Origin of the sequence: Halorussus vallis (genome assembly GCF_024138165.1) — an archaeon.
Taxonomy (GTDB): Archaea; Halobacteriota; Halobacteria; order Halobacteriales; family Haladaptataceae; genus Halorussus; species Halorussus vallis.
The window spans coordinates 2,794,234-2,819,152 of the sequence record NZ_CP100000.1; the positions used below are offsets into that span (position 1 = coordinate 2,794,234).

A 24,919-nucleotide genomic window follows, 5' to 3' on the forward strand; every position below is an offset into this window, starting at 1 on the left:
GGGGCGTACGGTCGGCGCGTGATACTTCGGCGGACGTTTCCGGGCCGCGGCGGTTCGGACGGACGGCGCCGACTACTCGTGTTCGACTTCCGGGTCGAACGCCGAGAACTCCACGCCGGGCGAGAGCATCGCGTCGAGGGTCAGGAGTCGCTCGGCGACCGACCGCGCGGTTTCGAGGGCCTGCGAGAACGTGCGCCGGGGTTCGACGACCCCCGCCTCCCACGCATCGACGCTCTCGCCGGTCGTTAAATCGAGGCCGGGAGCGTAGTCCGGGTCGCGGGCGAGCGCGGCCCGCAGGTTCGCCGTCGCGTCGACGTGGTTCAGGCCGGCGTTTCGTGCGAGCACTCCCAGGAAGTCTTCGAGCGCGTCGGCGAACGCCTCGACGGCGAGTTGCTCTCGCCCGGGGACCGACCGCGTCTCCCGTCGAAGTTCGTGCATCACCGCGGCGGCGGGGGCGCCCGCGCCGGGGACGACCTGGCGGTCGACCGCCGCCACCGTGGTCACCGCGACCGCGTCGGAGACGAGTCGTTCGCGCTGTCTCGCCGACGCTTCGAGTTCGACCGGGACGACGAGGGTGAACGCGCTCCCGTCGCACTCGTCGAAGACGGTCCACTTCTCGTCGTCGTGGACGATTTCGCGCACGCGCCCGGCGGTGCCGACGACGGCCTCGGTCACGTCGTCGACGTGGGAGACGACCGTGGCCCCGGTCGCGCGGGCCAGGCGGTACACGTCCGACTTCGGATACTGCACGCGGTCGACGACCGCGATTCCCGCCCGGTTCAGCGCGAGTCGGAGCGGGTCGTCGACCTCCGCCTGGGAGACGAACACCGACACGTCCATCGCCGCGAGACGCTCGGCGAACTCCCGACGGCGACCGCTCCGCGCGGCCCGCTCGCGTTCGAGTTCGGCGGGCGACCCGACGCGGGTGTCCGTCGTCTGCGTCGCCGTCGCGCCGAAGGTCATCTCGTCGTCGACGACGACGAGGTTCGCGTCTTCGAGCGCGCCCTCGACGACCGGTTCCCAGTCGAAGTCGACGTCAGCGTCCTCGGCCTCTTCGAGCGGGGTTGGTCGTCGCCGCGCCACGACGCCCCGGTGGAATCCGCGCTCGCCCTGAGTCGTGGCGATTACGTCGACGTCGTCGCTGTCGATCCACCGTCCGTCGGTCGCCTCCGCGAGGCCGGCGACGGCCTCGGCGACTTGGTCGGCGTAGCCGCGTCGAACCTCTCCCGTGACGTCGGCGGTCACGGCGGTGGCGGCGACGCGGGCGAGCAGTTCGCGGTCGGTCGGGTCACAGGGCCGCGCGAGTTCGTCGAGCACTTCACCTGCTCGGGCCGCGGCGAGCGCGTAGCCGGCGACCACGGTGTTCGGGTGGAGGCCGGACTCGACGAGGTCCAACCCGCGGTGGACGAGCGCCTCCGCGAGGACCACCGCCGTTCCGGTCCCGTCGGCGAGCGCCCGCTGCATCGAGTCGACGGCGTCGACGAACAGCGCGGCGACGGGGTCGTTGAACCCGCCGCCGCGCTCGACTCCCTTCAGAATCTCGTCGGCGTCGGCGGTGAGAATCGTCTCCGGTTCGTCCTGGTGGTCCCTGGTTTCGACGAGTTTCTCCAGGGTCCGCGGCCCGACCGTCGACCGGACCAGCGAAGCGACGTCCTCGGTCGTTCGCCTGACGTACTCGCGCACCTCTTCGTCCCGAATCGCCCACTCGCCGCGGTCGAGACGCTCGAAATCGGGCTCCGTGTCACCGATGTCCATTGTCTGAACGTTTGGCAGATGCCCTAATAAAACTGCGCCACCGCGGTACTAGGCCCGAACTCGACGGAGGCGTTCGCGGCGGCCCGGTCGCCGGCGAGCAGCGTCTCCCGGATTCGGCCGATTCGGGGGTTCGACCCGGGGAGTTTCTGGGCCTTGCGGTCGAGCGCGTCGGCGACGCTCCGCTCGGCGCTCCGCAGGTTCGCCTCTATCTGCGAGACGTCGGCCCGAGACGCGCCCGGAGCGTTCCCCTCGCGGGCTTCCGCCAGAAGCAGTCGCGCGTTCTCGGCGATGGCGAGCGCGTCCCGACCGTGGGCGGTGACCCGACCGGTCGTGTTGTACTCCCAGCCGATTTCGACCGCCTCCTCTTCGAGCATCCCGACGAGGAACCGGGCTTTCTCCAGCGACGCCCGACGCTCGGACATCCCGGGGTCGACATCCGACCGGGCGTCGATGGCGACGAGCATCCCCCGCTCGGCGGGGTTGTACGCGTCGGACTGGTACGCGGCGCCGACGACGCCGCCGGTGCCGAGCACCACCAGGACGACCGCCGCGAGCGCGAGCGCGACCTTCGGGGCCCGCCGAATCGGCGCCGACCTGCCGAACGGGTTGATGTCTGCCGGTTCGACCGAGACGGAGAACGTCTCCTCTATCTCCTCGACCAGTCGCCGGGTCTTCTCGGACGTCCCGTTCACGACCAGTCGACTCGCGTCGGTCACCCGGACGAACGAGTTGTGGAAGCCGGCGTGGGTAACCGTCAGTCCGTCGCCCTCGGGGAACGACTCCCGACGAACCCCGTCGTACGCGTCGTCGTCCCGAATCGTCGCGGCGAGTCGGTCGAGCACGTCGTCGGGGACGGGCGACGCGGAGACGAACGTCGACCTCGGAACGGCACCGTCCCCGTCGGGTTGCCGGGCGCTCTCGCGCCAGAATCGTAGGAACCGCAGCCCCTGCCGGAACCGGAACCGACCGGCGACGTAGGCCCGCGGGAGCGCCGCCACGGCCACCCCGAGCGCCGCGGTTCCGAGGAAGGGGACGAATCCGCCGGTCGGGCCGTACTCGAGCAGCGCCCAGGCCGAGAGCGCGAACAGGAATCCGCCGCCGCCGGCGGTGAACGCGCGCAGTTTACTCGCCATCGTCACCGCCCGTAGAACGCGCGCTTGACCTTGCCGAAGAGACCGACTCGCCGGGACTCTGCCTCGCGTTCGAAGACCGGCCCGAACAGTCGCTCCAGTTCGTCTCGACTCTCGATCTCCCTCGCGTCGACGTCGGCCAGCAGTTCCGCGACCATGACGGAGTTCCCCTTCGCGTCGACCGGGACGTTGGCGAACGCGTGCTCCCGCTCCAGTTTGCGGACTCTGACGGGGTAGGACCACCCCGACTCCTCGATGAGTTCGTGTATCGCGTCTGGCCCGGTTGTCATACTGGCCTCTATTGTGACGAGATATTTAAATCCATTTCCGGCGGCAGGGTCCTCGAAGGCGGTCCTCGCTCGGAAACGACCGCGTCGTCCCGCCGAACGCCGCCGACCAGTGAGAACATTTATTAGGGTTGAACATGACTATCAGGTGGTGCAATAGACTGTCATGGTGAGACGTACCACATCCTCGGGCTCGGATTCCCCGACCGAGGACGAACGGACGAGCGAAGCGGACGACAAAACATCGACGGACATCGACCGTCGAAGCGTGATGAAACTGGCCGGTGGCGTCAGCGCCGGGGCGCTCGGCGCGCTCGCGGGATGCGCGGGCCAGTCGAACGACGGTAAGAAGACGGACGGAGAGGGCAACGCGAACTCCAAAGACGACACCGCCGCCAACAAGGACGGCGGTCAGCAGGAGTCGGTCACGGTTTCGTACTGGTCGGGTAAGGCGGCCGAAACCCCTCAGCTGAAGCAGTACTTCCAGAAGGGGATGAAGACGTTCGAGAAGCAGAACAGCAAGGTCAAGGTCGACCTGAGCGTGATGTCCTGGGACCAGTTGAACCAGAAGTACATCACGACGATGCAGTCGGGGACCAACCCACCGGACCTCGCGGCCGCCGGCACGTACGGCCTCGAGATGTTCCAGAACGGGAAGGTGGCCGAACTCTCGACGTTCATGGAGGGCGACTCCGACCTACCCGAGAAGTGGACGCCGGCGATGCAGGAGGCGACCGACTACCGGGGCAAACAGTGGGCCGCGGGAATCGGCGGCCTGAACACCACCGTCTTCGCCCTGCGTTCGGACATCTTCCGGAACGCCGCCGGAATCCAGAACCCGGAGAAGGAACTCAAGACGTGGACCCAGATGCGCCGGGCGCTGGACAAGATCAAGAAGAACACCGACGCGCACGCGTACGAGGTGACCGGCACCCAGGCCGACGTCGAACCCTACTGGGGCAACGCCAGGACCGCCTACACCGGCGGCACCGACCCCTGGATCGACGTCGAGGACAAGGGGTCCTCGAAGGACCCGCACGTCAAACCCGGGAAGGCCGCCCGCACCGACGGGATGATAAAGAACAACATCGACCTCGGCAAGGCGTACTCGACCGACAAGCACCCGTCGCGGGGCGACGAGGGCGTCATCCCGCTATTCGTCCGTGGCGACATCGCCTCGTACGGCTACAGCCTGAGCGTCAAATCCATCAAGGCGATCAACCCCGACGCCACGTTCGGGTGGGACGGGGAGGCCTACGCGCTCGCCGCGCCGAAACTCGACCCGAACTACGGGAACGAGTTCGACATTCCGGAACTGGCCGACAAGAAGGGCCAGCACGGCGGTCACTCCTGGACCCTGGAGGGCCAGCTCTGCCTGACCAAGTCCTCGAAGGTCAAGGACGCGGCGTTCAAACTCGCGAAGTTCCGCAACACGAGCAAGGACTTCGGACTGCCGCTGTACGTCGACCCGAAGCTCGCGCAGTCGGTCCCGGCGTACAAGCCGCTGCTCGAGGCGATCCAGCAGTCGAAGTACGAGAAGATGCGGACCCAGCCGCTGAACAAGCAGATCAGCCTGCTCGAAAACTACGGCGACAACTACCGGACGACCGGCGCGAAATGGGACATCCCCAGCACGAGCACCATCCGGTGGGACAACATCGGCGGGACGATGGCCAAGGCCTACGCGGGCCAGATCAAGCGCGACAAGGCGCCCCAGCAGATGGGCAAGGCCATCGAGAAGACCATCCAGAGCGCCGGATAACCCGACTTCGGGCGGCGCGACTCGACCGCGAACGTTCTCCCCCTTCTCGACGGTCCCCTCGCCGGATTCGTCCGAATCCGGCGAGTGGGCCGCTCTCACGATATATTCTGCCGATTCACGTTCGTTCTCGCCGACCCCCGAGCGACGCGGCTACCGGGCGCCCTCGTCGTCCGCCTCCTCGGCGGCTCCCTCGGGGCGCAAGTCCGTCGCCGCGACCTGCGCGTCGATTCGCGTCAGTTTGATCGCCAGTTCGGTCGCGGCGTTCCACGCCGCTCGCTTGAGCGAAACCGGTTCGACGACGGCGTCGTCGGCGAGGACGTCGCCGACGGCGCCCCGGTCGGAGTCGACGCCCAGCGCGTCCCGCCCGTCACCGTGCCCGACGCGAAGTCGGGTGAGCGCCGCGTGGCCGTCCATGCCGGCGTTCGTCGCCAGCGTCCGCGGAACCGCCAGCAGCGCGTCGGCGAACGCCTCGACCGCGAGTTGCGAGCGGTCGTCGACCGACCGCGCGCGCTCTTCGACCGCGAGGGAGACGCCGGTTTCGACCGCGCCGCCGCCCGGAACCACCGTCCCGGTTTCCTCGGCCGCCAGCGTCGCCGCGACGGCATCCGAAACCGACTGCTCGAACTCGTCGCTGGAGCGGGGGTCGGGCGCGCGGCAGAAGAGGGTGAACGTCGGTTCGCCGGCGTCCGATTCGACCACCGTCATGTCCCGGCCCGCGGTCCGTCGGACGGTGACGGTCGCGGTTCCTCGGCTTTCCTCGTCGAACGTCCCGAGATTGGGAACGACGCGCCCGCCGGTCGCGCGCGCGATTCGCGCCAGGTCCTCGTCGTCGACGCGCTCTATCGCGAGTATCCCCCGGTTGGCGAGCGTCCGCTCGACCCGGTCGTTGACCGCGCCGCTCGTCAGGATGCAGTCACAGCCAGCCGCGACGGCGGCGTCCAACTGGTCCCGAAACGCCTGGCGCTCCCGGTCGCCGATAGCGACCCGGTCCTCGAACGACTCGACCGGCACCCCCTCGGTCGAATCGCCGGAGACGCCGCCGGCGACCGACGGCACGTCGACGGTCGACGAGAGCAGGGCCAGACCCGCCCGTTCGCGCGTCCGCGGCATGTCCTCGGCGACCGGCTTCGCGTCGAGCACGACGCCCGCGACCAGTTCGGTTTCGGACTGGGCGCCGCCGAGGCGCGAGACGACCTTCACCTGCCGGCGGTCGGTGGCGGTCGCGGTCCCGGTTTCGGTTCCGGTCCCGGTTCCCCGCGACAGTTCCGCCACCGCCAGCGAGACGTACTGCGCGACGTCGGCCCGAACGTTCGGGTCCCGAGTCCCCGTGAGCGCGGTTCGCGCGACGGCCTCCCGCCCGACCGTCGAGAGCGGCGACGCGCGTCGCTCCAGTTCCTCCGACGCGACGGCCATCGCGTCGCGGTACCCCCGCTCGATGGCGGTCGGGTGGAGGCCCAGTTCGGCGAGTCGGTCGGCCTCCGACAACAGCGCGCCGAGGAGGGTCACGAGTCCGGTCGACCCGTCGCCGTGTCGCGACCGGAAGTCCGAGGCTGCCGTTCTGAGCAGTGTGACCGTCGGATTCGTGAGGTCGAGTTCTTCGAGGACTACCGCCCCGGACGACGTCGTCAGCACGGTTCCGTCTTCCCGGACTACCAATTTGCTCGCGCCAAGCGGTCCCAGCGTGGTTCGAACGACGTCGCACAGCGCGTCGAGGTCGCCGACGTTGCCACCGCCTGTCTCGGTAGGCATACTCTACGATACTTGCATTCCCCCTTATGTGTACTGGATGGGGCGACGACGACGCGCCCGCGGGCGGCACTTCACTTCCCGCCGCGCGTGGACTTGTGTAAGGGATAAGTATTTATGATTCTGGCCTGAATCTGGAAGACACGACCAAACAATGGCAAGTGTTAGCTTTGACAACGTCACGAAGGTGTTCGACTCCAAGTCGAACGCCATCGTCGCGGTCGAGGAGCTCGATTTGAGCATCGAGGACGGCGAGTTCGTCGTCTTCGTGGGGCCGTCGGGCTGCGGGAAGTCGACCACGCTCCGGATGCTCGCGGGCCTGGAGACGGTGACCGACGGCGAGATACGACTCGACGACGACGTGGTGAACGACGCGTCGCCGAAGGACCGCGACATCGCAATGGTGTTCCAGGACTACGCGCTCTACCCCCACAAGACCGTCCGCGGCAACATGGGCTACGGCCTCAAGATCGGTACCGACCTCTCGGACGAGGAGATAGACCGTCGCATCCGGGAGGCCGCCGAGATGATGGGCATCGAGGACTTGCTCGACAAGAAGCCCGCCTCGCTCTCGGGCGGCCAGCAACAGCGGGTCGCGACCGGCCGCGCCATCGTTCAGGAGCCGTCGGTGTTCCTGTTCGACGAACCGCTCTCGAACCTCGACGCGAAGCTCCGCAAGCACATGCGGACCGAACTGGCCCGTCTGCACTCCGAACTCGAGATCACGAGCATCTACGTGACCCACGACCAGGAGGAGGCGATGACGATGGCCAGTCGGATCGTCATCTTGAACGACGGGAAACTCCAGCAGGTCGGCACGCCCAAGCAGGTCTACTACCGACCCGCCAACCGGTTCGTCGCCGACTTCATCGGCTCGCCGAGCATGAACTTCTTCGACGTCGAACTCCGCGAGAACGACGACGGTTCCAGGGAGTTCGTCTGTCCCGGCCACTTCAGCTACGAGATCTCCGAGCGACTGTACGAGCGAGTCGCCCGGAACGCCGACGCCACCGAGTTCGAGATCGGCATCCGACCTGAGAACATGACGGTCGACGAGAACGCGCCGGAATCGGTGAGCGTCCGGGCGCCGGTCGACGTCGTCGAGGTGGTCGGTTCGGACAACTTCATCTACCTCGACCTCGCCGACCGCGAGGCATGCATCCGGACCCCCTCGTCCATCGAACCCGAGGAGGGCGAGGTCGTGAACCTCACCTTCGACGAGAGCGACCTCCACGTCTTCGAGCGCGAGGGCGGCGAGGCCATCGTGCACGGCCACCGAGAGAACGACGACACCGCCGCGGAGTCGAAGGTCGAACTGTGACCGCCGGGTCGCGGTCCGGTCGCCCTTCGGACCTTCCCGCCCATCGACAGGGCGGGCGAGCGATCGAACACGTCTGATAAGCTACACACGGCCACGATACCCCGGCGAACCGGGGTGCTATCGTCGCTTTCGCGCCGCGAGCGTCGCGTCTAACCGGTCACGTTTTCGTCCGGGAACACAATCTTTATGCGGTAAAAGGTGAATTGGTAATAGACGACATGGCACATAGTGAAGACAGCACCGCGCAGAATTTTCGCGATAAATACGGGATGGAAGAAGAGTCCCTCCTGGACCGCCTGAAGGCACACAAGACGGATTACCTCTTCATCCTCTTTCCCGTCGTCGCCTTCACGGTGTTCTTCTACTACCCCATCGCCAGGGGAATCTGGCTGACGCTCCACCGGGTGAACCTCGGCGGGTCGAACGTCTGGGTCGGACTCCAGAACTACCAGTGGCTGGTCACCAACGACCTGTTCGTCTTCGCGCTCGGCTGGTCGATCGTGTTCGTCGGGGCGTCGACGTTCTGCCAGCTCTTCTTCGGAATGTTGCTGGCCGTGCTGTTGAACGAACTCCGCGGGGCGAAAGAGCGCTGGACCACGGCGACCCTGATGGCGCCGTACTTCAGCGCGCCGCTCGTCGGCGGGATAATCTGGCTGTGGTTCCTGAACCCCAACTACGGCTTCGTCGCGCGGCTCTTCACGACGTTCGGGCTCGAACCCATCGACTTCCTCTCGGGGTCGTTCTGGCCGTACGTCTCGCTTATCGTCGCACAGAGTTGGCACGACTACGCGTACGCGGGCATCATCTACGCGGCGGCGCTCAAGTCGATTCCCAGTTCGCAGTACGAGGCCGCGGCGATGGACGGGGCGGGTCGGCTCCGCCGGTTCTGGGACGTCACGCTCCCGCACCTGAAGATTCCCACCATCATCATCCTCGCGATACGGACCGCGTGGAACTTCGCGGAGTTCGCCCAGCCGTTCGTGCTGACCGGCGGCGGGCCGGGGACCCGGACGATGCTGTTGAGCATCCTGGTCTACCGGGTGGCGTTCCTCCGGACGCACTTCGGGCGGGCCTACGCCATCGGCATCGTCATGCTCGCCATCTCGGTGCTCGCGGCGGTGCTGTACATCACGCTGATCGGCGAAGAAGAGGACATGTACCTCTGAGGTGACCACGAATGATAGAATCACGCAGAAGAGACCGACTCGCACTGTACGCCGGACTCGCCGTCTTCGGTCTGGTCGCACTGCTCCCGTACCTGTGGATCATCCGGACGTCGTTCCTGACCAACCTCGCGGCCATCAGTACCGACGTTCCGCTCATCGTCCTCCCCGGCATGGAGTCGTTCTCCATCCAGAGCTTCATGACCGTCTGGGAGAACTACAAACTGGTGACCTACTTCAAAAACAGCGTCTTCATCTCGCTGAGCGCCACCGTCATCGCGCTACTCGTCTCGATTCCGGGCGCCTACGCGTTCGCCCGCCGGGACTTCCCCGGCCGGCGGATCATCTTCTACACCGCGGTGTTCACCGTGATGTTCCCCTCCATCGTCATCTTCATCCCGGTCTACGAACTGTTCTACTGGCTCCGGCTGGTGAACACGTACGCCGGCCTCATCATCGGTCTGGGCGTGTTCGTGATGCCGCTGTCCATCTGGCTGCTCCAGGGTTTCTTCCGCCAGGGCATCCCGCCGAACATCGAGGAGGCCGCCAAACTCGACGGCCTGACCGACCTGACGGCGTTCCTCCGGATCGTCCTGCCGCTGAGCGCGCCGGCGGTCGCCGTCACGGCGCTGTTCGCGTTCCTGAACGCCTGGAACAACTTCCTGTGGGTCTACCTGCTCACCAGCGACAGCGGCAAACACACCGCGACGGTCGCCATCTACTACCTGACCGCCGGCGACACGCTCCGCCAGTGGAACCAGATCATGGCGGTCGTGGTGATGCTCGTGCTCCCGCCGGTGCTGTTCTACGGCCTCATCCAGGGCCGCGTCGGCGAAGGCATGACTGGCTGAGCCTCGGTCGTCGCGTTCTCGTCTTCTTTCCGTATTCTCGCCCGCGTCCTCGTTCCAACTTAACCCGGGCGACGCGACTCAACTTGCTGAGTCGCGTCGCCCGGCGAGCGTCGTGGCGGATTTCCGAGGATAAAACTTATTGGTGGAGTCCGACCTTGCTATACTATGGCAGATACGACTGTTGCGGAGCCAGCCGAGGGTGAAGCCGTCGAAGACCGAATGCGCGTGGGATTCCGGACGCGGGAGTTCTCCGATGCGCGACTCCGATTCATCAAACAGCTGGGGGTGAACGACGTCTTCCTCGACCACTCGGCGGTCGAGGAGGAACCTGACGAATTCATCGACAACACGCAGGCGGGACGCTCGGACACCCTCACCCTCGGCGGGGAGTACGTCCCCTCGGTCGAGGAACTCGTCCAGGCGCGGACGAAAATCGAGGACGCCGGCCTCAGCCTCACCGGAGTCCACTCGCTTCCCTACTCCACCTACGGCGACATCATGTTCGGCCGGGATGGGAAGGATACCCAGATAGACCGGATAAAGACCCTGATTCGTAACATGGGGAAGGCGAAGGTCCCGATACTGGGCTACCAGTGGAACCCCCGCGGACTGGTGCCCATGCGAACCTCGAAGACGCGGCGGATTCGCGGCGAGGCGCGGGCCACCGGCTTCGACGTCGAGGACATCGAGGACCCGGAGGCGCCGTTCGCCGACGCCGACGCCGACTACTCGGAGGCGGAGTTCTGGGACAACTACGAGTACTTCCTGGAGGAGGTCCTGCCGGTCGCCGAGGAGGCCGGGGTCCGGATGGCCCTCCACCCCGCAGACCCGCCGGTGATGGCGAAGATGGGCGGCATCCCGCGACTGTTCCGGGACTTCGAGAGCTTCAAGCGCGCCATGGAACTCGTTCCGAGCGAGAACCACGGCCTGAAACTCTGCCTCGGCTGTTTCTCCGAGATGGGCGAGGACATCCCGAACGTGGTCCGGTACTTCGGCGAGCGCGACGAGATAATCTTCGTCCACTTCCGCGACGTGGCGGGGACGATGCCGTCGTTCAACGAGACGTTCGTCGACGAGGGCAACTTCGACGAACTCGCCGTGATGCGGACGCTCCGGGACGTCGGCTTCGACGGCGCGATGCTCCCCGACCACGTCCCGCGGATGGAGGGCGACTCCCAGTGGGGCCACCGGGCGAACGCGTTCACGGCCGGCTACCTCCGCGGACTGGTCGAGGCCGTGCTCCGCGAGGAGTGACTCCGAAGACCGCGACTCCGAAACCACGAGCACGAGCGCGCGAAGACCGACGCTCGACTCACGTGCCTGCGAGGTGTTCGTACGCCGCGTCGAGTCGGTCGCGCTCCCACTCCGACAGCTCCCAGCGCTCGATTCGGTCCCACCCGCTCGCCGAGAGGGTCACCGGCACGCTCATACAGACGTCGTCGAAGCCGTACTCGCCGGCCAGCGGGACCGACAGACAGACCGTCTCCTCGGTTCCCCCGGTCAGAATCGCGTGGGCCACCGCCGCGGCGCCCCGGCCGGACACCCACCGCGACGACTTGTCGGCCCCGCGCTGTCGCATGACCTCGTAGGGGACGTCCCGGACGTAGTCGACCACCCGCTCGCGCTCCCGGTCGGTGAAGTCGGTCGGTTCGCCCTCGACAGTGGTCTTCGAGAACACCGGAACGACGCGTTCGCCGTGTTCGCCCATCGTCGGACACCGAACGTCGCTCGCGGCCGCGTCGTGGAGGCGACCGATTTCGGCCGCGGCGCGGGCGGTTTCCGACAGCGAGTAGCCGACGAACGAACGGCGCGGCCACCCGGACGCCCGCCACAGTCGCTCGGTGATGCGGTCGACGGGGTTCGTGACGACGACGACGGGCCGCGGGTCGGCTTTCCGCATCCAGGCTCCGAGTTCGTCGGCGACCGCGCTGTTCTGCTCGAAGTAGACGTCCCTCCCGCCCCGCCCGACCGCCTCGTCGGGGCGCGAGACGTTGTAAACGACGACGACGCAGTCGGTGTTCCGGACGGCTTCGGGTCCGGGCGCCGCTGTCTCGACCGGACCGCGACCGGCCTCGACGTCGGGCGCGATGGCCCGACCGACCGCGTGGGCGTCGTGGTTCGTCGCGTGTTCGATGTCCGTCGCGTGGCCGGCCACGGCGTCGTCTTCGACGTCCACCATACGGACTCGGACGTCGGGGACCGTGACCGCCAGCGTGTACGCGAGGGTCGATCCGACAGAACCGGCGCTACCGATGACGGTTACGTGCATTGTCTTGGGTCGTCCTGTTTGCGAGACCGCTCGGTGTTTCCGCCGACTACGGTAGTACCGCGGCCTCGTCGGTACCGTAGACGCGACCGCTATTAAAACCCGACCGGCGGTCACGCTCGATTCGAAGTCCGCCGCCGTCGGTGACGGTATCGAGCGGGCATCGCTCGGCATGGGATAAACGCGAACTTCAAGTTTCCCTCCGAGAAACTATCCAATCGTAAGTTACTGACGATTACAAGTTTTTGTCCGTGAGTCACGCTAATATATATGGGTATTCTGGGAGGTACCGTAATCTATCTCGCCAAAAACCAGGAATAGAATCCGAAAATTAGATTTTAGAGTGTATCTCTTACCTACATATTATATAATATTTACATGAGAACTGGATATGGGTGGCGACCGTTGGAAATTTCCTATGGCGCGATTGCTCACACTCATCCGCCGTCACAGGTACGCTTCGAAATCACCAAAATCCGGTCGTTCGGCGACGGTCACGGCCGCCTTCGGCTCACACCGTCTCGAGGAATCGCCGGCGTCCGAAGGTGGCCTACCCGAGTGAACGACGCGAACGCGAGCAGGCTGAAACCATCGTGGGCGTCTATCGTCCGGCGAGGGTCGCGTTCACGACGACTCCCGCCATGAGCGCGACCGAGGCGATGTAGAGGCTGGTGAGGATGAGGATGATTCCGCTGAGGGCGCCGTAGACCGCGTATCGACTGGCGTGGTCGGCGTAGAACTGGATGCCGGCGAGGAGCGCGGTCCACCCGAACGCGGCAATGAACGAACCGGGAACCGTCGCCGACACCGAGGTCACCGCCTCGGAGGGGACGTAGTACATCGGGACGAACGACAGCGAGAGCGAGACGAGGAGCACGACGAGGCCGCCGCCGACGACGTGCGTCCGGACCGGTAGCAGGCTGAAGAGGACGCTGGTGAGCACGACCGAGACGACGGCGAAACCGAGCGACACGAGGACGCTGGCGGCGCCGGGAACCTTCTCGACCAGCGACTGCTCGGGCGTCTCCTCGACCCGCTCGACGACCGTCAGGAACCCCTCGGCGACGTTCACCCCGCTCCAGGTGAGCACGGCGGCCGCGAACAGCGCCGCGCCGGTCCGCCCCGAGTTGTTCGTCATCGCCTCGTAGACGAGGCGCTGGGCCTCGGGCGTGAGAAAGCGGGGCGAGGCGGCCTCGATTTGCCCGGCGGCCGATTCGCCGACGACCGCCAGCATGAGCACCATCAGCGGGAGCAGAGAGACGAACCCGTAGTACGCGAGCGCGGCGGCGGGGTAGTGGATCTCGTGTTCGCCCGCCTCCCGGACGACGGTCAGCGCGGCGTCGAGTCTGTCGGCCATGCGAGGTGCACGAATCGTACGTGGACGACTCCCGTATGCTTCACGCCCGAAACTCCCCGCGCCGATGCCGACGCCGACCGAACTCGACCGATAACCGCCCCGCCCGATCGCTCGACCTTGTCACTCGGTATCGTGTCTCGAGAACTGATTTATGAGAGACGCGAGTTAGCAGAACGATAGCGACAGCGAACCGGCCGCGGCTAATTTCGAATTCGCACGGCCCGCAACACACAACCTTCAAATCCACCCCTTTCGTTTCGAAACACAATGTCCTCCGCACGCTCGACCGGCTCCATAACGGAGGGCGGACTCACCCGCCCGATGTTCAGGCTCGCCTGGCCCATCGTGGTCGTCGAGCTACTGCAGGTAATGTACAACATCGCCGACACGTTCTGGCTCGGGCGGCTCTCCTCGGACGCGGTCGGCGCGCTGAGCCTCGCGTTCCCGCTCATCTTTCTGCTCATCTCGGTCGCGGGCGGGTTCACCGCCGCCGGCTCCATCCTCGTCGCCCAGTACACCGGCGCCGACAGCGAGGGGTCGGCGGGCGCGGTCGCCGGCCAGGTGATGATGTTCGTCACCCTCATGTCGGTGGTCCTCGGCGTTCTGGGCTACTTCGCCACCGACCCGATGCTCGCGCTCCTGCCCAGTAGAGGCGAGACGACCACCCAGTTGGTACCGCTGGCCTCCGACTACATGCGGGTGTTCTTCCTCGGCATGCCGTTCCTGTTCGGCTTCTTCACCTTCATGTCGCTGTTACGGGGGTACGGCAACACCCGGACGCCGATGCGCGTGATGGTGGTCAGCGTCGCGTTCAACGTCGTGCTCGACCCGCTGCTCATCTTCGGCTGGGGACCATTCCCGGCGATGGGCATCGAGGGCGCGGCCGTCGCCACGGTGACCGCCCGGGCTGTCGCGACGGTCATCGGGTTCTACGTGCTGTTCGGCACCGACGCCGGCCCGGACGTCGAGTTGACCCATCTCGTGCCCGACCTCGACATCATCGAGAAGGTCGTCCGCCTCGGCGTCCCCTCGTCGCTCGAACAGTCGATGAGCGCGCTGGCGATGATCACCCTGACCGCGATGGTCGTCCAGTTCGCGCCGCCGGTCGTCAGCGCGTACGGCCTCGGCAACCGCCTCGCCTCGCTGGTGTTCCTGCCCGCGATGGGGCTGGGTCGGGCGACGAACACGATGGTCGGCCAGAACCTCGGGGCGGGCAAGTCCGACCGCGCCGAGCGCGCGGTGTGGCTCGCGACCAAGGTCGGCGCGAGCGTGATGCTCGCGGTCGCCGTCGTTGCCGCGCTGTTCGCCGAACCCATCGTTTCGGTGTTCATGGCGACCGGGACCGACGCCGCCCGCAAGACGGTCGAGCACGGCGCGACCTACCTGCGCATCCGGTCGGTCGAGTTCGGCTTCATGGCCGTCCTGCAGGTGATGCTCGGCGCCTACCGCGGCGCGGGCAACACCCGGACCGCGCTGGGCTTCTCGATGGTCGCGCTCTGGCTCGGCCGGGTCCCGACGGTCTACTACCTGTCGTTCGTCGGGGGCATGGGCGCGACCGGTCTGTGGGTCGGCATGACGTTCGGCAACGTCCTCGGGGCGACCGCGGCCGCGCTGTGGTTCACCCGCGGGACGTGGAAGAAAGCGGTCGTCGACGAAGGCAAAGCGGGCGTCGCGCCGGAAGCCGACGTCGACCACGACGCGGGAGCGTCGGCCGACGGTGACGCCGTGGCCCCTGCCGACGTCGCCGCGGAAACCGACGTCACCTCCGACGGCGGCCGCGACCGATAGCTACAACGCCACGTCCTCACCGATACCTCGTTTCTCCGCCTCCTCGAAGACGCGTTCGGCGGCCGCCGCGTCCAGCACCGCGGTGCCGACGCTCTCGACGACCAGGATCTCCTCGTCTCGCTCCCTGCCGACGTCGCCTTCGAGCGCCGACGAGAACGCGAGCAGTTCGTCGGCGCCGACGTCGGCCGACAGCACGTCGCCGACCTCCGCGACCTCCTCGGGCACGTCGGCGAACACCTTCGCGGCCCGGTCGAACGTCGCGGCGTCGAGTTCGCGCATCTCGGACGTGTACGCGCCGACCGCGACGACGAGTGCGCCGGGTTCGAGGTCGTTGCCCGAGAAGACCGGCTCCGCGCTGGTCGTCGCGGTCACCACCACGTTCGCGCCGGAGACGGCCTTTTTCGGCGAGGCGACGGCCTCCGCGGGTACGCCGAGTTCGGATTCGAGGTCGGCGGCGCAGGCCTCCTTCGAGTCGCTCGGCGAGTACACCCGGATCGACTCCAGGTCGGTCGCCGCGGCGATGGCCCGGGCCTGCCAGCGCGCTTGGGTGCCCGCGCCGAGAATGCCGAGCGAGACGGGGCCGGTCGCCAGTTCCGCGGCCGCCAGCCCGCCGATACAGCCGGTTCTGGCGCTGGTGATGCGATTGCCGGAGAGGTAGGCCACAGGTCGGCCGGTGTCGGCTTCGGTCAGCGCGATCTGGGCGTTGACGGTCGGCAGACCGCGTTTGGCGTTGCCCTCGTGGACGCCCACCAGTTTCGTCGCGTAGTGGGCCGCGCCGTGGACGTAGGCGGGCATCACCAGGCCGGTCCCCTTTGGGTCCGGACCGTCGAGTCCCGCACCGACGGGGAAGTGCGGTCTATCGGGACGCTCGACCGCACCCCGGCCCTGCGCGATGAACGCGTCTCGGACGACGCCGAGGAGGTCCGGAAGCGACAGACACGTCGCGACCGCCTCGTCGGAGAGGATGCGAACCATACCGCGGGTTCGTCGCCCGGCCCCTTCGTGTTTTGCCCCTCAGAACGACTCGTCGGTGTTCTCGCCCTCGTTTCCGGCCCCGCGGTCGGAGTAGCCCTCGCGGCCGACCGCCTCACCGCTGACCCGGTTGAGGATGGCCTGCTGGACCTCGTCGGCCGACTCGAACGTCTCGTTGTCGCCGGTCGCCAGCGCCTCCCGGAGGGTTTCGGACCCGCCCTGGAGTTCGAGTTCCCGGTCGCCGAACTTCTCCATCAACTCGCCCGAGTCCATCGGGTAGTCGGCGTTTTCGAGGTCGTCTTCGAGGTCGCCGAGTTCGACGCCCAGCTCTCTGCTGTCGTCTCCGGATTCGCTCATGGGTTGAGCTAGTCCGCGTAACTGGATAAGCGGTGTGGCCCCTCTCACCGGTGCGTGGTATCTAGTCGACGGTGTGCCCGCGTTCGGGACCGCCAGTCGGTGATTTTGGACGGCGAGTGCTGCGACCGTGACTGCTTCGAAAGCCCCCGCCCGTTCGTACGCGATGCCTAATTCCCAACCGCAACAGCGACGTTCTCGAAAGTCCCACCCGCGGTGGTGGGTGTCACCGGGCGCTCGCAGCAGTAGGTCGGCCGGGCGCTCCCGGTCGGTGGTGTCGCTGGTCGCATCCAGTAGACCGGTCGGCCGTCGCGTCCACGCGGTCGCGTCTCGCCCCGAGACGCGACCGCGTTTCCGCCGGGTACAAGGCCACTGCCTGCGTGCGTCGGGACATGGACCTCTTCGACGCGACGTGGACGGACGCCGACGCGGCCGAGACGGACCTGGCGCTCCTCCCCGTCGGCAGCACCGAACAGCACGGCCCGCACGCGCCGCTCGGGACCGACGTGCTCACCGCCGAGGCGGTCGCGGAGGCCGGCGCGGCGGCCTACGACGGCGAGGTCGTGGTCGGGCCGGCGATTCCGGTCGGCGTCGCCGCCGAGCACCGCCAGTTCACCGGGACGCTGTGGGTCAGCGAGGAGACCTTCCGGGACTACGTCCGCGAGACGGTCGCCAGCCTCGCGTCTCACGGCTGGGACCGCGTGGTGCTGGTCAACGGCCACGGCGGCAACGTCGGCGCGCTCCGGGAGGTCGCGAGCACGATAACACGCGAGGACGACGCCTACGCGGTCCCGTTCACGTGGTTCGAGGCGGTCGGCGAGCACGCCGGCGACATGGGCCACGGCGGACCGCTCGAAACCGCGCTCCTCCGTCACGTCGCACCCGAGACGGTCCACGAGGACCGAATCGAGGACGCCCGCGCGGGCGCCAGCGACGGCTGGGGCGACTGGGTCAGTTACGCCAACTTGGCGGTCGATAGCGCGGAGTTCACCGAGAACGGCGTCGTCGGCGACCCCGCCGCGGGCGACGCGGCCCGCGGCGAGGAACTGCTCGACCTGGCGGGCGCCGCGCTGGCGAAACTCCTCGATGCGGTCGAAGCCCGGGACGTCTCCCGGCCGCCGCACAAGTGACGCGAGGGCGTCCTACTCCCGGACTGCGCAGTTTTCGCTAACACCCCGGCGCGCGCTGGCGCGACTCCGCGGTCACGCGAGCGAAGCGAGGGTGACCTCGGAAGACGCGGTTTGTCTTTCGGCGGTTTTGGAGTCGCGCCGATGCGCGCGAGGTCTGCACGAGCGAAGCGAGTGCAGGCTCGGAGGACGCGGTTTGTCCTCCGGTGGACGACCGAGCGCCTGTAAGGCACGACGGAGTCGGTTGGGGAGGGCGTGGCTTGCATCTGCGCGAGCGAAGCGAGTGCAGGCTCGTCGGACCGAAGGTCCGACGGCGGTGGCGGTGCGGTACTCAGTTGCATCGTGCGAGCGGCGGTCTGCTGTGCTGTCATCTTCACGTCCTAGTTTACGAGGGGTTCTCCGTCGGAGTCGTGCGAGTAGCAGTCTACGCTGCGGCCGCTGTCGCAGTAGCTGAGTGAACCAGTATTGGAAATCCGAAAATAGACCGAATCTACACGCCGAGAGAGCGAACGCTATCGACTTCCGAGGGCTCCCTGTTCGAACCGCGACCGCGATTTCGACGCTGTCAGGCTTCCGCGGCGGCCTCTTCGGCTTCCTCTTCTTCGTCGTCTTCGTCGGCTTCCGCCTCTTCCTCCTCTTCTTCCGGTTCGGCGTCGAGTTCCTCCAGTGTGTTCTTCAGGCCGGGGATGGTGCTCGCGAGGTCGCCGACCTGCTCTTTGGCGTCGCCGATGTCCTCGATGGCGTCCTCGATGCGCGCGATCTCGGCTTCGAGGTCGTCGGCGTCCTCGAAGGCGTCGGCCCGCACGCCCATGGTGTACCACTTCTTGGCGTCGCGCAGGTCGTCCTCGGCGTCGCCCGCGTCGAGCGCCGAGCGCAGGGCGTTGAGCGCCCCGAGGGCGTTGTCGGCCTCGACGTTCCAGATGTCGTCGGCGTCGGGGAGCGCCGCCGCGGCGTCGTCGAGACTCGATTCGACGTCCGTGCGGATCTCGTTGGCCGCCTCGCCGAACAGTTCGTCCTCGTCGAGTGTCGATTGACTCATACGTTAGCGTTGGTCGCGGTTCCTTTTAAAGGCACGCCCGAAACCGAAAGTGAAACCGCCCTACGCACCCGGGTGGCCCGGGACGAAACCGAAAGCGTCCTCGTTCGCCCGAACTCTTCTCGGCCGCCGAACTGGTTCGACGGCGGGTCGAACCGGGTCGACTACCGCCGGACCGACTCAACCCGCATCAGCGGGTAGCCGTCCTCCATCTCCATGCGCGTGACGACTTGACAGTCCTCGCGCTCGACGACGATTTCGACCTCCATGAACCGACCTGTGAGTTCGGTGTACTCGTGTTCCATCTCCGCCGCCAGTTTCTCCTCCAGAATGTCGACGGTCACCGACTCGCAGAACGGCTGGTTCTCGATGGACTCCTCCATCGCGCGTTCGAGGCTGGCCGCGCTGTCGGGGCTGACCGGCGTGCCCGCGAACTGGTGGTAGAGCGCGCCGAACTTGATGCCCGCCTCGAAGCACGCCCGCTCGCCGTCGGTCGGTGTCGTCGCTTCCGCGTCGTCGCCTTCGTCGTCGCCAGTGCTCATGGTCGGCTCGATGTTCGCCCGGCGCTAAACTCCTTCGCGTGCGTACGACGTCCGCCGTGCTAAAGCGCGCCGGGCGTCGACCTTCGCCCCGAATACGTAGTCTACTCGTCATGTGTCGGCGACTCACGGAACACCTATCCGTCTCAGACTCCTCGTGCGCGTATGGACTACAGTTCGAGCCTCGACAGAGCCATGGACGCGGTACCCGAGTTCGAGGGTTCCGACGAGCGATTCAGCTACCCGGACGCCCAGACCCAGAAGGACGGCGCGTTCACCCGACTCACGAACCTCAGCGACATCGCCGACGCGCTAAGTCGGGACCCCGAGCACATCCACAGCGCGCTCCAGCGCGAACTCGGGACCAACGGGAAACTGGACGACGGCCGGGCCCGTTACAACGGCACCTTCTCCGGGTCGGACTTCGACACCGCCCTGGAGAGCTACGTCGAGGAGTTCGTCCTCTGCTCGGAGTGCGGCCTCCCCGACACCCGCCTCGTCCGCGAGAACCGCAACCTCATGCTCCGCTGTGACGCCTGCGGTGCGTTCCGCCCCGTCACCAAGCGCTCCTCGACGACCCAGACCCAGAACCGCGAGGCGGTCGAAGAGGGGAGCACCTACGAGGTCAAGATCACCGGCACCGGCCGCAAGGGCGACGGCGTGGCCGAGAAGGGCAAGTACACCATCTTCGTTCCCGGCGCCCAGGAGGGCGACGTGGTGCAGATCTACATCAAGAACATCTCGGGCAACCTCGCGTTCGCCCGGTTGGCCTGAACTGGCCAGCGCGTCTCCGTCTTCTCTTTCGTTTTCGCATTTCTTCCGCGTTTTACTCCGTCAGCGGCATGATTATCCCGAACACGAGCGGCGACAGCAGTGCGCCGAGCGTCCCGACGATTTCCATGTCGGTGAACAGTGCGTTCTCCCACGCCGGGAGTGTCACGTGCATCGCCGCCACGCCGAGTTCCGCGCCCGCGCCGACCGCGAACACCGCCAGGCTCAGTGCGAAGCCGAGTTTGGTCAGTCGACCGTAATCCAGGTTTCCGTATCGGCCCATGCCGACGAAGTCCGTCGCCGACCCCGAAAAACGTTCCTGAATCGTCGGTAACGCGAAAGCCCCTTATGAATGCGGTTCGTTTCCCGAGCTAATGTACGAACTCCTACTCGAACTCGGCGGCGAGGCCTTCCTCGTCGTCGGCTACGCGGTCGGCACTCTCGCGCTGTCCGCGGTCGGCGCGTTCGCGGAGTACGAGGGCCTCCAGCAGTTCATGACCGGCGACCAGACGCTCGCGGCGTGGTACGCCTACGTCGGCCTCGTCGCGCTGGCGCTCGCGTTCCAACTCGGTCGCAAGCGACTCGCACCGCAGGTCGCGGGTCGGTGAGTTCGACGCGGAAACGGACCGGAACCGGTCCGGTCGCGAATCGCACGTTACTTATCGCCGGATTCCCTCCCTCCACCTGAATGGACGACCCAGTCCTGCTTACGGGCGCGGGCGGGCGCGTCGGGCAGGCCATCCTCTCGGACCTCTCGGAGAAGTACGAGTGGCGACTGCTCGACCGGGACCCGCCCACCGAGGATACCGCCCACGAGTTCGTCGTCGCCGACATCACCGACGCCGAAGCGATTCGAGAGGCCGTGGAGGGCGTCGGCGCCGTCGTCCACCTCGCGGGCGACCCCCGTCCGGAAGCACCCTGGAACAGCGTGCTCCACAACAACATCGACGGCACACAGAAGATACTGGAGGCCGCCTGCAACGCGGGCGTCGAGAAGTTCGTGTTCGCCTCCTCGAACCACGCCGTGGGCGCGTTCGAAACCGACGAGCGGAAACCCGACATCTACCGGCCCCACGACGAGTTCCGCCTCGAAGGGACCGAACTCCCGCGACCGAGCAACCTCTACGGCGTGAGCAAGGCGACCGGCGAGATTCTGGGGCGGTACTACCACGACCACCGCGACATCAGCGTCGTCTGCGTCCGCATCGGCAATCTCACCAAGAACCACCCGCCGAAGGACTACGAGCGCGGCCAGGCGATGTGGCTCTCCCACCGCGACTGCGCTCACCTGTTCGACCGGTGCATCCAGGCCGACTACGACTTCGAGATCGTCTACGGCATCTCGGACAACGACCGGAAGTACTACTCCATCGAGCGCGCCAAGCGGGTGCTGGGCTACGACCCACAGGACAACTCCGCGGAGTTCCCGAACGCGCGGCCGTAGCGGTCACCGGTACTCCGACTTCTCCGTTTGGTCCGTCGTCTGCAACAGATTCGCGTCTCACCCGATACGCACGACACGTACCCGACGGTATCGATTCGGTGTCTTCCGAAAACCCGAGAGCAGTCGCTCGCGGTTGTTGGAAAGACGGGGTAGGTCAGTCAGCAGTTGGCTCACGTGGAAACCACGCGAGTCGAAAGGTGGCTGTCCGACCGTGCCGCCTGCATGACTCTCTCCGCTATCGCTATAAAACACCTCCGGTCCTCGGCTCCGGCGGCGTCGTTCCTGGTCGCCGGACTTTCACGCGCTCGCGCCGACTTCAGGCGAGCAGTTCCGGCGCGAGGCGCGCGATTCGCTTCTCCATCGGCGGGTGCGTCGCGAACAGCGTCGCCAGCAAGCCCCGCTTGCCGCCGAAGATGCAGAGCGCGCCGACCCGGTCCTGCACGTCCGGCGCGTCGTCGTGGCGGCCGACCTGCGCGATCTTGGCCAACGCCGAGGCCATCGCCTCGGGGTCGCCGGTGTACTCGGCGGCGTCGCTGTCGGCGACGTACTCGCGGTGCCGGGAGATGGCGAGCACGAAGACGGTCACGACCATCTGAACGATGGCGCTGAGAATCCACGCGACGATGGTGCCCGCGATGCCGTCGTCGGCGAGCGCGACGACCCAGAAGACGACCATCCCGAGCATCTGGGCGACGCTCTGGCCCAGCACCATCAGCACCACGTCGCGGTTCTTGACGTGGGCGAGTTCGTGGGCTAGCACGCCCTCAAGTTCGTCGTCCTCCAGCAGTTCCAGCAGGGTTTCGGAGACGACGACCACGCCCGCGCCCTTTCGACCGACCGCGAAGGCGTTGGGGACGCCCATCCGGCCGACCATGAGTCGGGGTTTCGGAATCTCCATGTCGTCGCTCAGTCGCTCGACGGTGCGGTGGACCTCGGGGTACTCGTCCTCGGGGAGGTCCTCGGCGCCGACGCCCCGCAGCGCCAGCCACTTGCCGAGTTTGTACTGGGCCGCCGCGAAGACGACGCTGAGCGCCAGTATCACCGGCAGGCCGAACAACCCCCGGAGGAACCACGCCATCGCGGCGTAGAACGCGAAGACGATCGTTCCGGACAGTACCATCCGCGCTTTCAGTCCAGCGTGTCGCATACCCCGACGCGCGAACCCGAACGAAATAAGCATTGTTCGGATTATCGATACTAATAACGCCGACCCTCCTGCGGACGGATGCCGGCGGTCGCGATAGGACCGTCGGCATCCGACCTGTTCAGTCGAACAGTCCCTCCACGTCCGTCTCCTCGTGCTCGCGCTTGCCGACCGCGTCACGGAGTCGCTGGAAGATTATCCCCCGATTCGCCTCGTCGCGCGCGAAGTCGAGGACGAACGTGACGAACCGGCTGGTCGCCTTCCCGGCTTCGAGGTCGGCGCGGGCGTACTCGACCGCCTTCTCTATCACCGCCTCGTCGTAGCCGTACTCCTCGGCCAGCACCTCGGCGGCGATGGCGCCCGCCTCGAAGCGCAGGTCCTCGGGCACCAGCGCCACGCCCTCGTGGGTCAGTTTCGGCGGCGCGACCCGTTCGACGTGCTCGGGGTCGGTCGCGACCGCCCGGAGGTACTCGTGGACCGCCCCGACGTTCACCTCGCGGTAGTCGGCCGGGAGGTCGGCGAGGTACGCCGTGCCCGACTCGGCGAGTCCCCGCGTCCCCTCCCAGTTCCGGCCGGCGGCGTGGTGGACCGCCGCGGTGAACTGGATGAGGCCGTGGAGGAATCGCTCGTCGTCGGTGTCGGCCTCCAGGTCGAGCCAGTACTCCTCCCAGGCGTCGTGGGCCGCGTGGAACTCCCCGGCGTTGTAGATGGCCACGCCCGCGCGGAGATGGTTTCTCATATCCGGTGAGTTCGCTGTTCGGGGAGAAGATGGTTTGGGAAGACCGCCGAGTCGGAGGGGGTACGAGAGCGACAACGAAGAAGCCCACTCGGGCGACCAAGCGAACACGAGCGGGCGGGATTGAAACGGACCGCTCTGCCGGCTGATTCGCCGGGTGCTTGCGGTGGACCATCCCACCGGCCGTTTCTGTCGCTAACTTGGCCTCTTGGCGCGCGCTGGCGCGGCCCTGCGGTCACGCGAGCGAAGCGAGGGTGACATCGGAAGACGCAGGTTGTCTTCCGGCGGTTTGGGGCCGCGCCTTCGTGCGCGAGGGATGAGTGAACGAGCGCAGCGAGTGAGCGAATCGGCTGGGGAGGCGTGTGGCTTGCGGTCGCAGTTGCAGTGCGGCTACTCAGTTGCATCGTGCAAGTAGCGGTCGCGGAAGCCGTCGCTGTGGTGGTTGCGGCCGTCAGTTTACCATTTTATCGCTCCGACAGTGATTCTTGAGGTCGCTATCCAGCCGATTCCACTGACTGAAAGTACAGAATCCACTCGTCGTCGTTGCGCTGAAGAGAAACGTCCTGACGGAGATTTGAACTCCGGTCACTGGCTCCGCAAGCCAATAGGATAGTCCACTACCCTACCAGGACTCATCTCTACGTATGCCGGTTCCGTTAATAAGGCCTGCGGTCTGCTCGCGGAGTGAGACGCCGACGCAAGCCACGGTGGCACAAACGCCCATTTTTCCATCCATGAACGTTATGAAAGTCCGGAGCGTGCCACTTCGTATGGACCGACGCGAACTGCTCACGCGAACCGGCGCGCTCCTCGGTGCCGTCTCGCTCGGCGGCTGTCTCAGCCGCTACGGCGAGATTCCCGGCGGAGGCGGGGGCACCACCGCGAGCAGTCCCACCTTGGCGGAGCGGTCGTTCGAGATGACCGACGCCGGCTGTGGCAACCCGACCAACGAGGCGAGCGTCGCGTTCGACCCGGAACGGTCGACCGTGGTCGTCACGGGGACGATTTCGGCTCAAAACGCCTGCCATCGCGCGAAACTCGTCGACACGAGCTACGACCCCGAGGCGGGGACGCTCGCCGTAACCGTCGCCACGACCCCGCGCGAAGGAGCGGAGGTCTGCGCCCAGTGCATCTTCGAAATCGACTACGAGGCGACCTTCCGGTTCGACGGCGGCCTCCCGGCGAAGGTTTCCGTTACGCACGACGGCCTTGGCGGGTCGAAGACCGTAACGACGACGAAACGGTAGGAGCGCGAACGTCGACGTACTAACGAACGTGACCGCCTCGAAAGCCCCGAGGTAGAAGTCGTGGCCGGGCGTTCGCAGTAGTTCAGTTCGCCGAGCGTTCTCGGACGATTGGCTGGTACGCCA

At 66.7% G+C, this 24,919-nt stretch carries 24 protein-coding genes and 1 tRNA gene; 11 read left to right on the top strand and 14 right to left on the bottom strand.

Going from position 1 to position 24,919, the window contains the following annotated elements:
• Positions 1 to 72 precede the first annotated feature (72 nt).
• From NGM07_RS14110 to NGM07_RS14120, 3 genes are read right to left on the bottom strand one after another with little or no spacing between them, the layout of a single operon-like run.
• Positions 73 to 1,755, bottom strand: a complete 1,683-nt coding sequence (locus tag NGM07_RS14110; protein ID WP_253512686.1) for a TCP-1/cpn60 chaperonin family protein — start codon at positions 1,753 to 1,755, stop codon at positions 73 to 75.
• Between the two features lie 23 nt (positions 1,756 to 1,778).
• On the bottom strand, positions 1,779 to 2,888 hold the full coding sequence (locus NGM07_RS14115; RefSeq protein WP_253512688.1) for a hypothetical protein: 1,110 nt from the start codon (positions 2,886 to 2,888) through the stop codon (positions 1,779 to 1,781).
• Between the two features lie 2 nt (positions 2,889 to 2,890).
• Positions 2,891 to 3,175, bottom strand: a complete 285-nt coding sequence (locus NGM07_RS14120; protein ID WP_253512690.1) for a hypothetical protein — start codon at positions 3,173 to 3,175, stop codon at positions 2,891 to 2,893.
• A gap of 268 nt (positions 3,176 to 3,443) precedes the next feature.
• Between NGM07_RS14120 and NGM07_RS14125 the strand changes: the two genes are divergently transcribed.
• A complete protein-coding gene (locus NGM07_RS14125) occupies positions 3,444 to 4,934 on the top strand; it encodes an ABC transporter substrate-binding protein (protein ID WP_253512692.1) in 1,491 nt (496 codons plus the stop codon).
• A 150-nt stretch (positions 4,935 to 5,084) separates the two neighbouring features.
• On the opposite strand, the gene NGM07_RS14130 is transcribed toward NGM07_RS14125, so the two are convergent.
• Complete coding sequence (locus tag NGM07_RS14130; protein ID WP_253512694.1) at positions 5,085 to 6,683, bottom strand: TCP-1/cpn60 chaperonin family protein; 1,599 nt, start codon at positions 6,681 to 6,683, stop codon at positions 5,085 to 5,087.
• A gap of 151 nt (positions 6,684 to 6,834) precedes the next feature.
• On the opposite strand from NGM07_RS14130, the gene NGM07_RS14135 reads away from it, so the two are divergent.
• The 4 genes from NGM07_RS14135 (at position 6,835) to NGM07_RS14150 (ending at position 11,269) form a co-directional block, all read left to right on the top strand.
• Positions 6,835 to 8,001: an ABC transporter ATP-binding protein gene (locus NGM07_RS14135; protein WP_253512696.1), complete on the top strand. Its 1,167-nt coding sequence runs from the start codon at positions 6,835 to 6,837 to the stop codon at positions 7,999 to 8,001.
• A 269-nt stretch (positions 8,002 to 8,270) separates the two neighbouring features.
• The gene (locus tag NGM07_RS14140) at positions 8,271 to 9,167 is read left to right on the top strand and encodes a carbohydrate ABC transporter permease (RefSeq protein ID WP_253512698.1); all 897 of its coding nucleotides are present in this window, start codon (positions 8,271 to 8,273) and stop codon (positions 9,165 to 9,167) included.
• A gap of 11 nt (positions 9,168 to 9,178) precedes the next feature.
• Positions 9,179 to 10,015 (top strand): carbohydrate ABC transporter permease, encoded by an 837-nt coding sequence (locus NGM07_RS14145; RefSeq protein WP_253512700.1) that lies wholly within the window; start codon positions 9,179 to 9,181, stop codon positions 10,013 to 10,015.
• Between the two features lie 165 nt (positions 10,016 to 10,180).
• Positions 10,181 to 11,269, top strand: coding sequence for a mannonate dehydratase (locus NGM07_RS14150; protein WP_253512701.1), 1,089 nt, complete (start codon positions 10,181 to 10,183; stop codon positions 11,267 to 11,269).
• A 58-nt stretch (positions 11,270 to 11,327) separates the two neighbouring features.
• On the opposite strand, the gene NGM07_RS14155 is transcribed toward NGM07_RS14150, so the two are convergent.
• Together NGM07_RS14155 and NGM07_RS14160 are read right to left on the bottom strand one after the other, a co-directional pair.
• Positions 11,328 to 12,284 (bottom strand): malate dehydrogenase, encoded by a 957-nt coding sequence (locus tag NGM07_RS14155; RefSeq protein WP_253512703.1) that lies wholly within the window; start codon positions 12,282 to 12,284, stop codon positions 11,328 to 11,330.
• Positions 12,285 to 12,882: 598 nt separating this feature from the next.
• Entirely contained in the window at positions 12,883 to 13,638 is a 756-nt protein-coding gene (locus NGM07_RS14160) for a YihY/virulence factor BrkB family protein (RefSeq protein WP_253512705.1), read from the bottom strand.
• 267 nt (positions 13,639 to 13,905) lie between these two features.
• Here NGM07_RS14160 and NGM07_RS14165 point away from each other — a divergent pair, with 267 nt between their 5' ends.
• The gene (locus tag NGM07_RS14165) at positions 13,906 to 15,426 is read left to right on the top strand and encodes an MATE family efflux transporter (protein ID WP_253512706.1); all 1,521 of its coding nucleotides are present in this window, start codon (positions 13,906 to 13,908) and stop codon (positions 15,424 to 15,426) included.
• On the opposite strand, the gene NGM07_RS14170 is transcribed toward NGM07_RS14165, so the two are convergent.
• Positions 15,427 to 16,401 (bottom strand): ornithine cyclodeaminase family protein, encoded by a 975-nt coding sequence (locus NGM07_RS14170; protein WP_253512707.1) that lies wholly within the window; start codon positions 16,399 to 16,401, stop codon positions 15,427 to 15,429.
• A 39-nt stretch (positions 16,402 to 16,440) separates the two neighbouring features.
• Complete coding sequence (locus tag NGM07_RS14175; protein ID WP_253512708.1) at positions 16,441 to 16,755, bottom strand: DUF5789 family protein; 315 nt, start codon at positions 16,753 to 16,755, stop codon at positions 16,441 to 16,443.
• Positions 16,756 to 17,144: 389 nt separating this feature from the next.
• Between NGM07_RS14175 and NGM07_RS14180 the strand changes: the two genes are divergently transcribed.
• Positions 17,145 to 17,882 carry a creatininase family protein gene (locus NGM07_RS14180; protein WP_253512709.1) on the top strand — a complete coding sequence of 246 codons (738 nt, stop codon included), beginning with the start codon at positions 17,145 to 17,147 and terminating at the stop codon, positions 17,880 to 17,882.
• 562 nt (positions 17,883 to 18,444) lie between these two features.
• On the opposite strand, the gene NGM07_RS14185 is transcribed toward NGM07_RS14180, so the two are convergent.
• Together NGM07_RS14185 and NGM07_RS14190 are read right to left on the bottom strand one after the other, a co-directional pair.
• On the bottom strand, positions 18,445 to 18,918 hold the full coding sequence (locus tag NGM07_RS14185) for a DUF5790 family protein (protein WP_253512710.1): 474 nt from the start codon (positions 18,916 to 18,918) through the stop codon (positions 18,445 to 18,447).
• A 161-nt stretch (positions 18,919 to 19,079) separates the two neighbouring features.
• The gene (locus NGM07_RS14190; RefSeq protein ID WP_253512711.1) at positions 19,080 to 19,457 is read right to left on the bottom strand and encodes a dihydroneopterin aldolase family protein; all 378 of its coding nucleotides are present in this window, start codon (positions 19,455 to 19,457) and stop codon (positions 19,080 to 19,082) included.
• Between the two features lie 162 nt (positions 19,458 to 19,619).
• On the opposite strand from NGM07_RS14190, the gene NGM07_RS14195 reads away from it, so the two are divergent.
• A complete protein-coding gene (locus NGM07_RS14195; RefSeq protein ID WP_253512712.1) occupies positions 19,620 to 20,228 on the top strand; it encodes a translation initiation factor IF-2 subunit beta in 609 nt (202 codons plus the stop codon).
• A 52-nt stretch (positions 20,229 to 20,280) separates the two neighbouring features.
• Here the strand turns inward: NGM07_RS14195 and NGM07_RS14200 are convergent, their stop codons facing one another.
• Positions 20,281 to 20,508: a DUF7860 family protein gene (locus NGM07_RS14200; RefSeq protein WP_253512714.1), complete on the bottom strand. Its 228-nt coding sequence runs from the start codon at positions 20,506 to 20,508 to the stop codon at positions 20,281 to 20,283.
• Between the two features lie 91 nt (positions 20,509 to 20,599).
• Here NGM07_RS14200 and NGM07_RS14205 point away from each other — a divergent pair, with 91 nt between their 5' ends.
• Together NGM07_RS14205 and azf are read left to right on the top strand one after the other, a co-directional pair.
• Complete coding sequence (locus NGM07_RS14205) at positions 20,600 to 20,833, top strand: DUF8151 family protein (protein ID WP_253512715.1); 234 nt, start codon at positions 20,600 to 20,602, stop codon at positions 20,831 to 20,833.
• 80 nt (positions 20,834 to 20,913) lie between these two features.
• Positions 20,914 to 21,669, top strand: a complete 756-nt coding sequence (gene azf, locus NGM07_RS14210) for an NAD-dependent glucose-6-phosphate dehydrogenase Azf (RefSeq protein WP_253512717.1) — start codon at positions 20,914 to 20,916, stop codon at positions 21,667 to 21,669.
• Between the two features lie 316 nt (positions 21,670 to 21,985).
• Here azf and NGM07_RS14215 read toward each other — a convergent pair whose 3' ends face one another.
• From NGM07_RS14215 to NGM07_RS14225, 3 genes are all read right to left on the bottom strand, one after another.
• Positions 21,986 to 22,816: a M48 family metalloprotease gene (locus tag NGM07_RS14215; protein ID WP_253512719.1), complete on the bottom strand. Its 831-nt coding sequence runs from the start codon at positions 22,814 to 22,816 to the stop codon at positions 21,986 to 21,988.
• 118 nt (positions 22,817 to 22,934) lie between these two features.
• Positions 22,935 to 23,552 carry a DUF309 domain-containing protein gene (locus tag NGM07_RS14220; RefSeq protein ID WP_253512721.1) on the bottom strand — a complete coding sequence of 206 codons (618 nt, stop codon included), beginning with the start codon at positions 23,550 to 23,552 and terminating at the stop codon, positions 22,935 to 22,937.
• Positions 23,553 to 24,108: 556 nt separating this feature from the next.
• Positions 24,109 to 24,181, bottom strand: a tRNA-Arg gene (locus NGM07_RS14225).
• A 138-nt stretch (positions 24,182 to 24,319) separates the two neighbouring features.
• On the opposite strand from NGM07_RS14225, the gene NGM07_RS14230 reads away from it, so the two are divergent.
• Positions 24,320 to 24,796 (top strand): hypothetical protein, encoded by a 477-nt coding sequence (locus tag NGM07_RS14230; protein ID WP_253512723.1) that lies wholly within the window; start codon positions 24,320 to 24,322, stop codon positions 24,794 to 24,796.
• Positions 24,797 to 24,919: the final 123 nt, after the last annotated feature.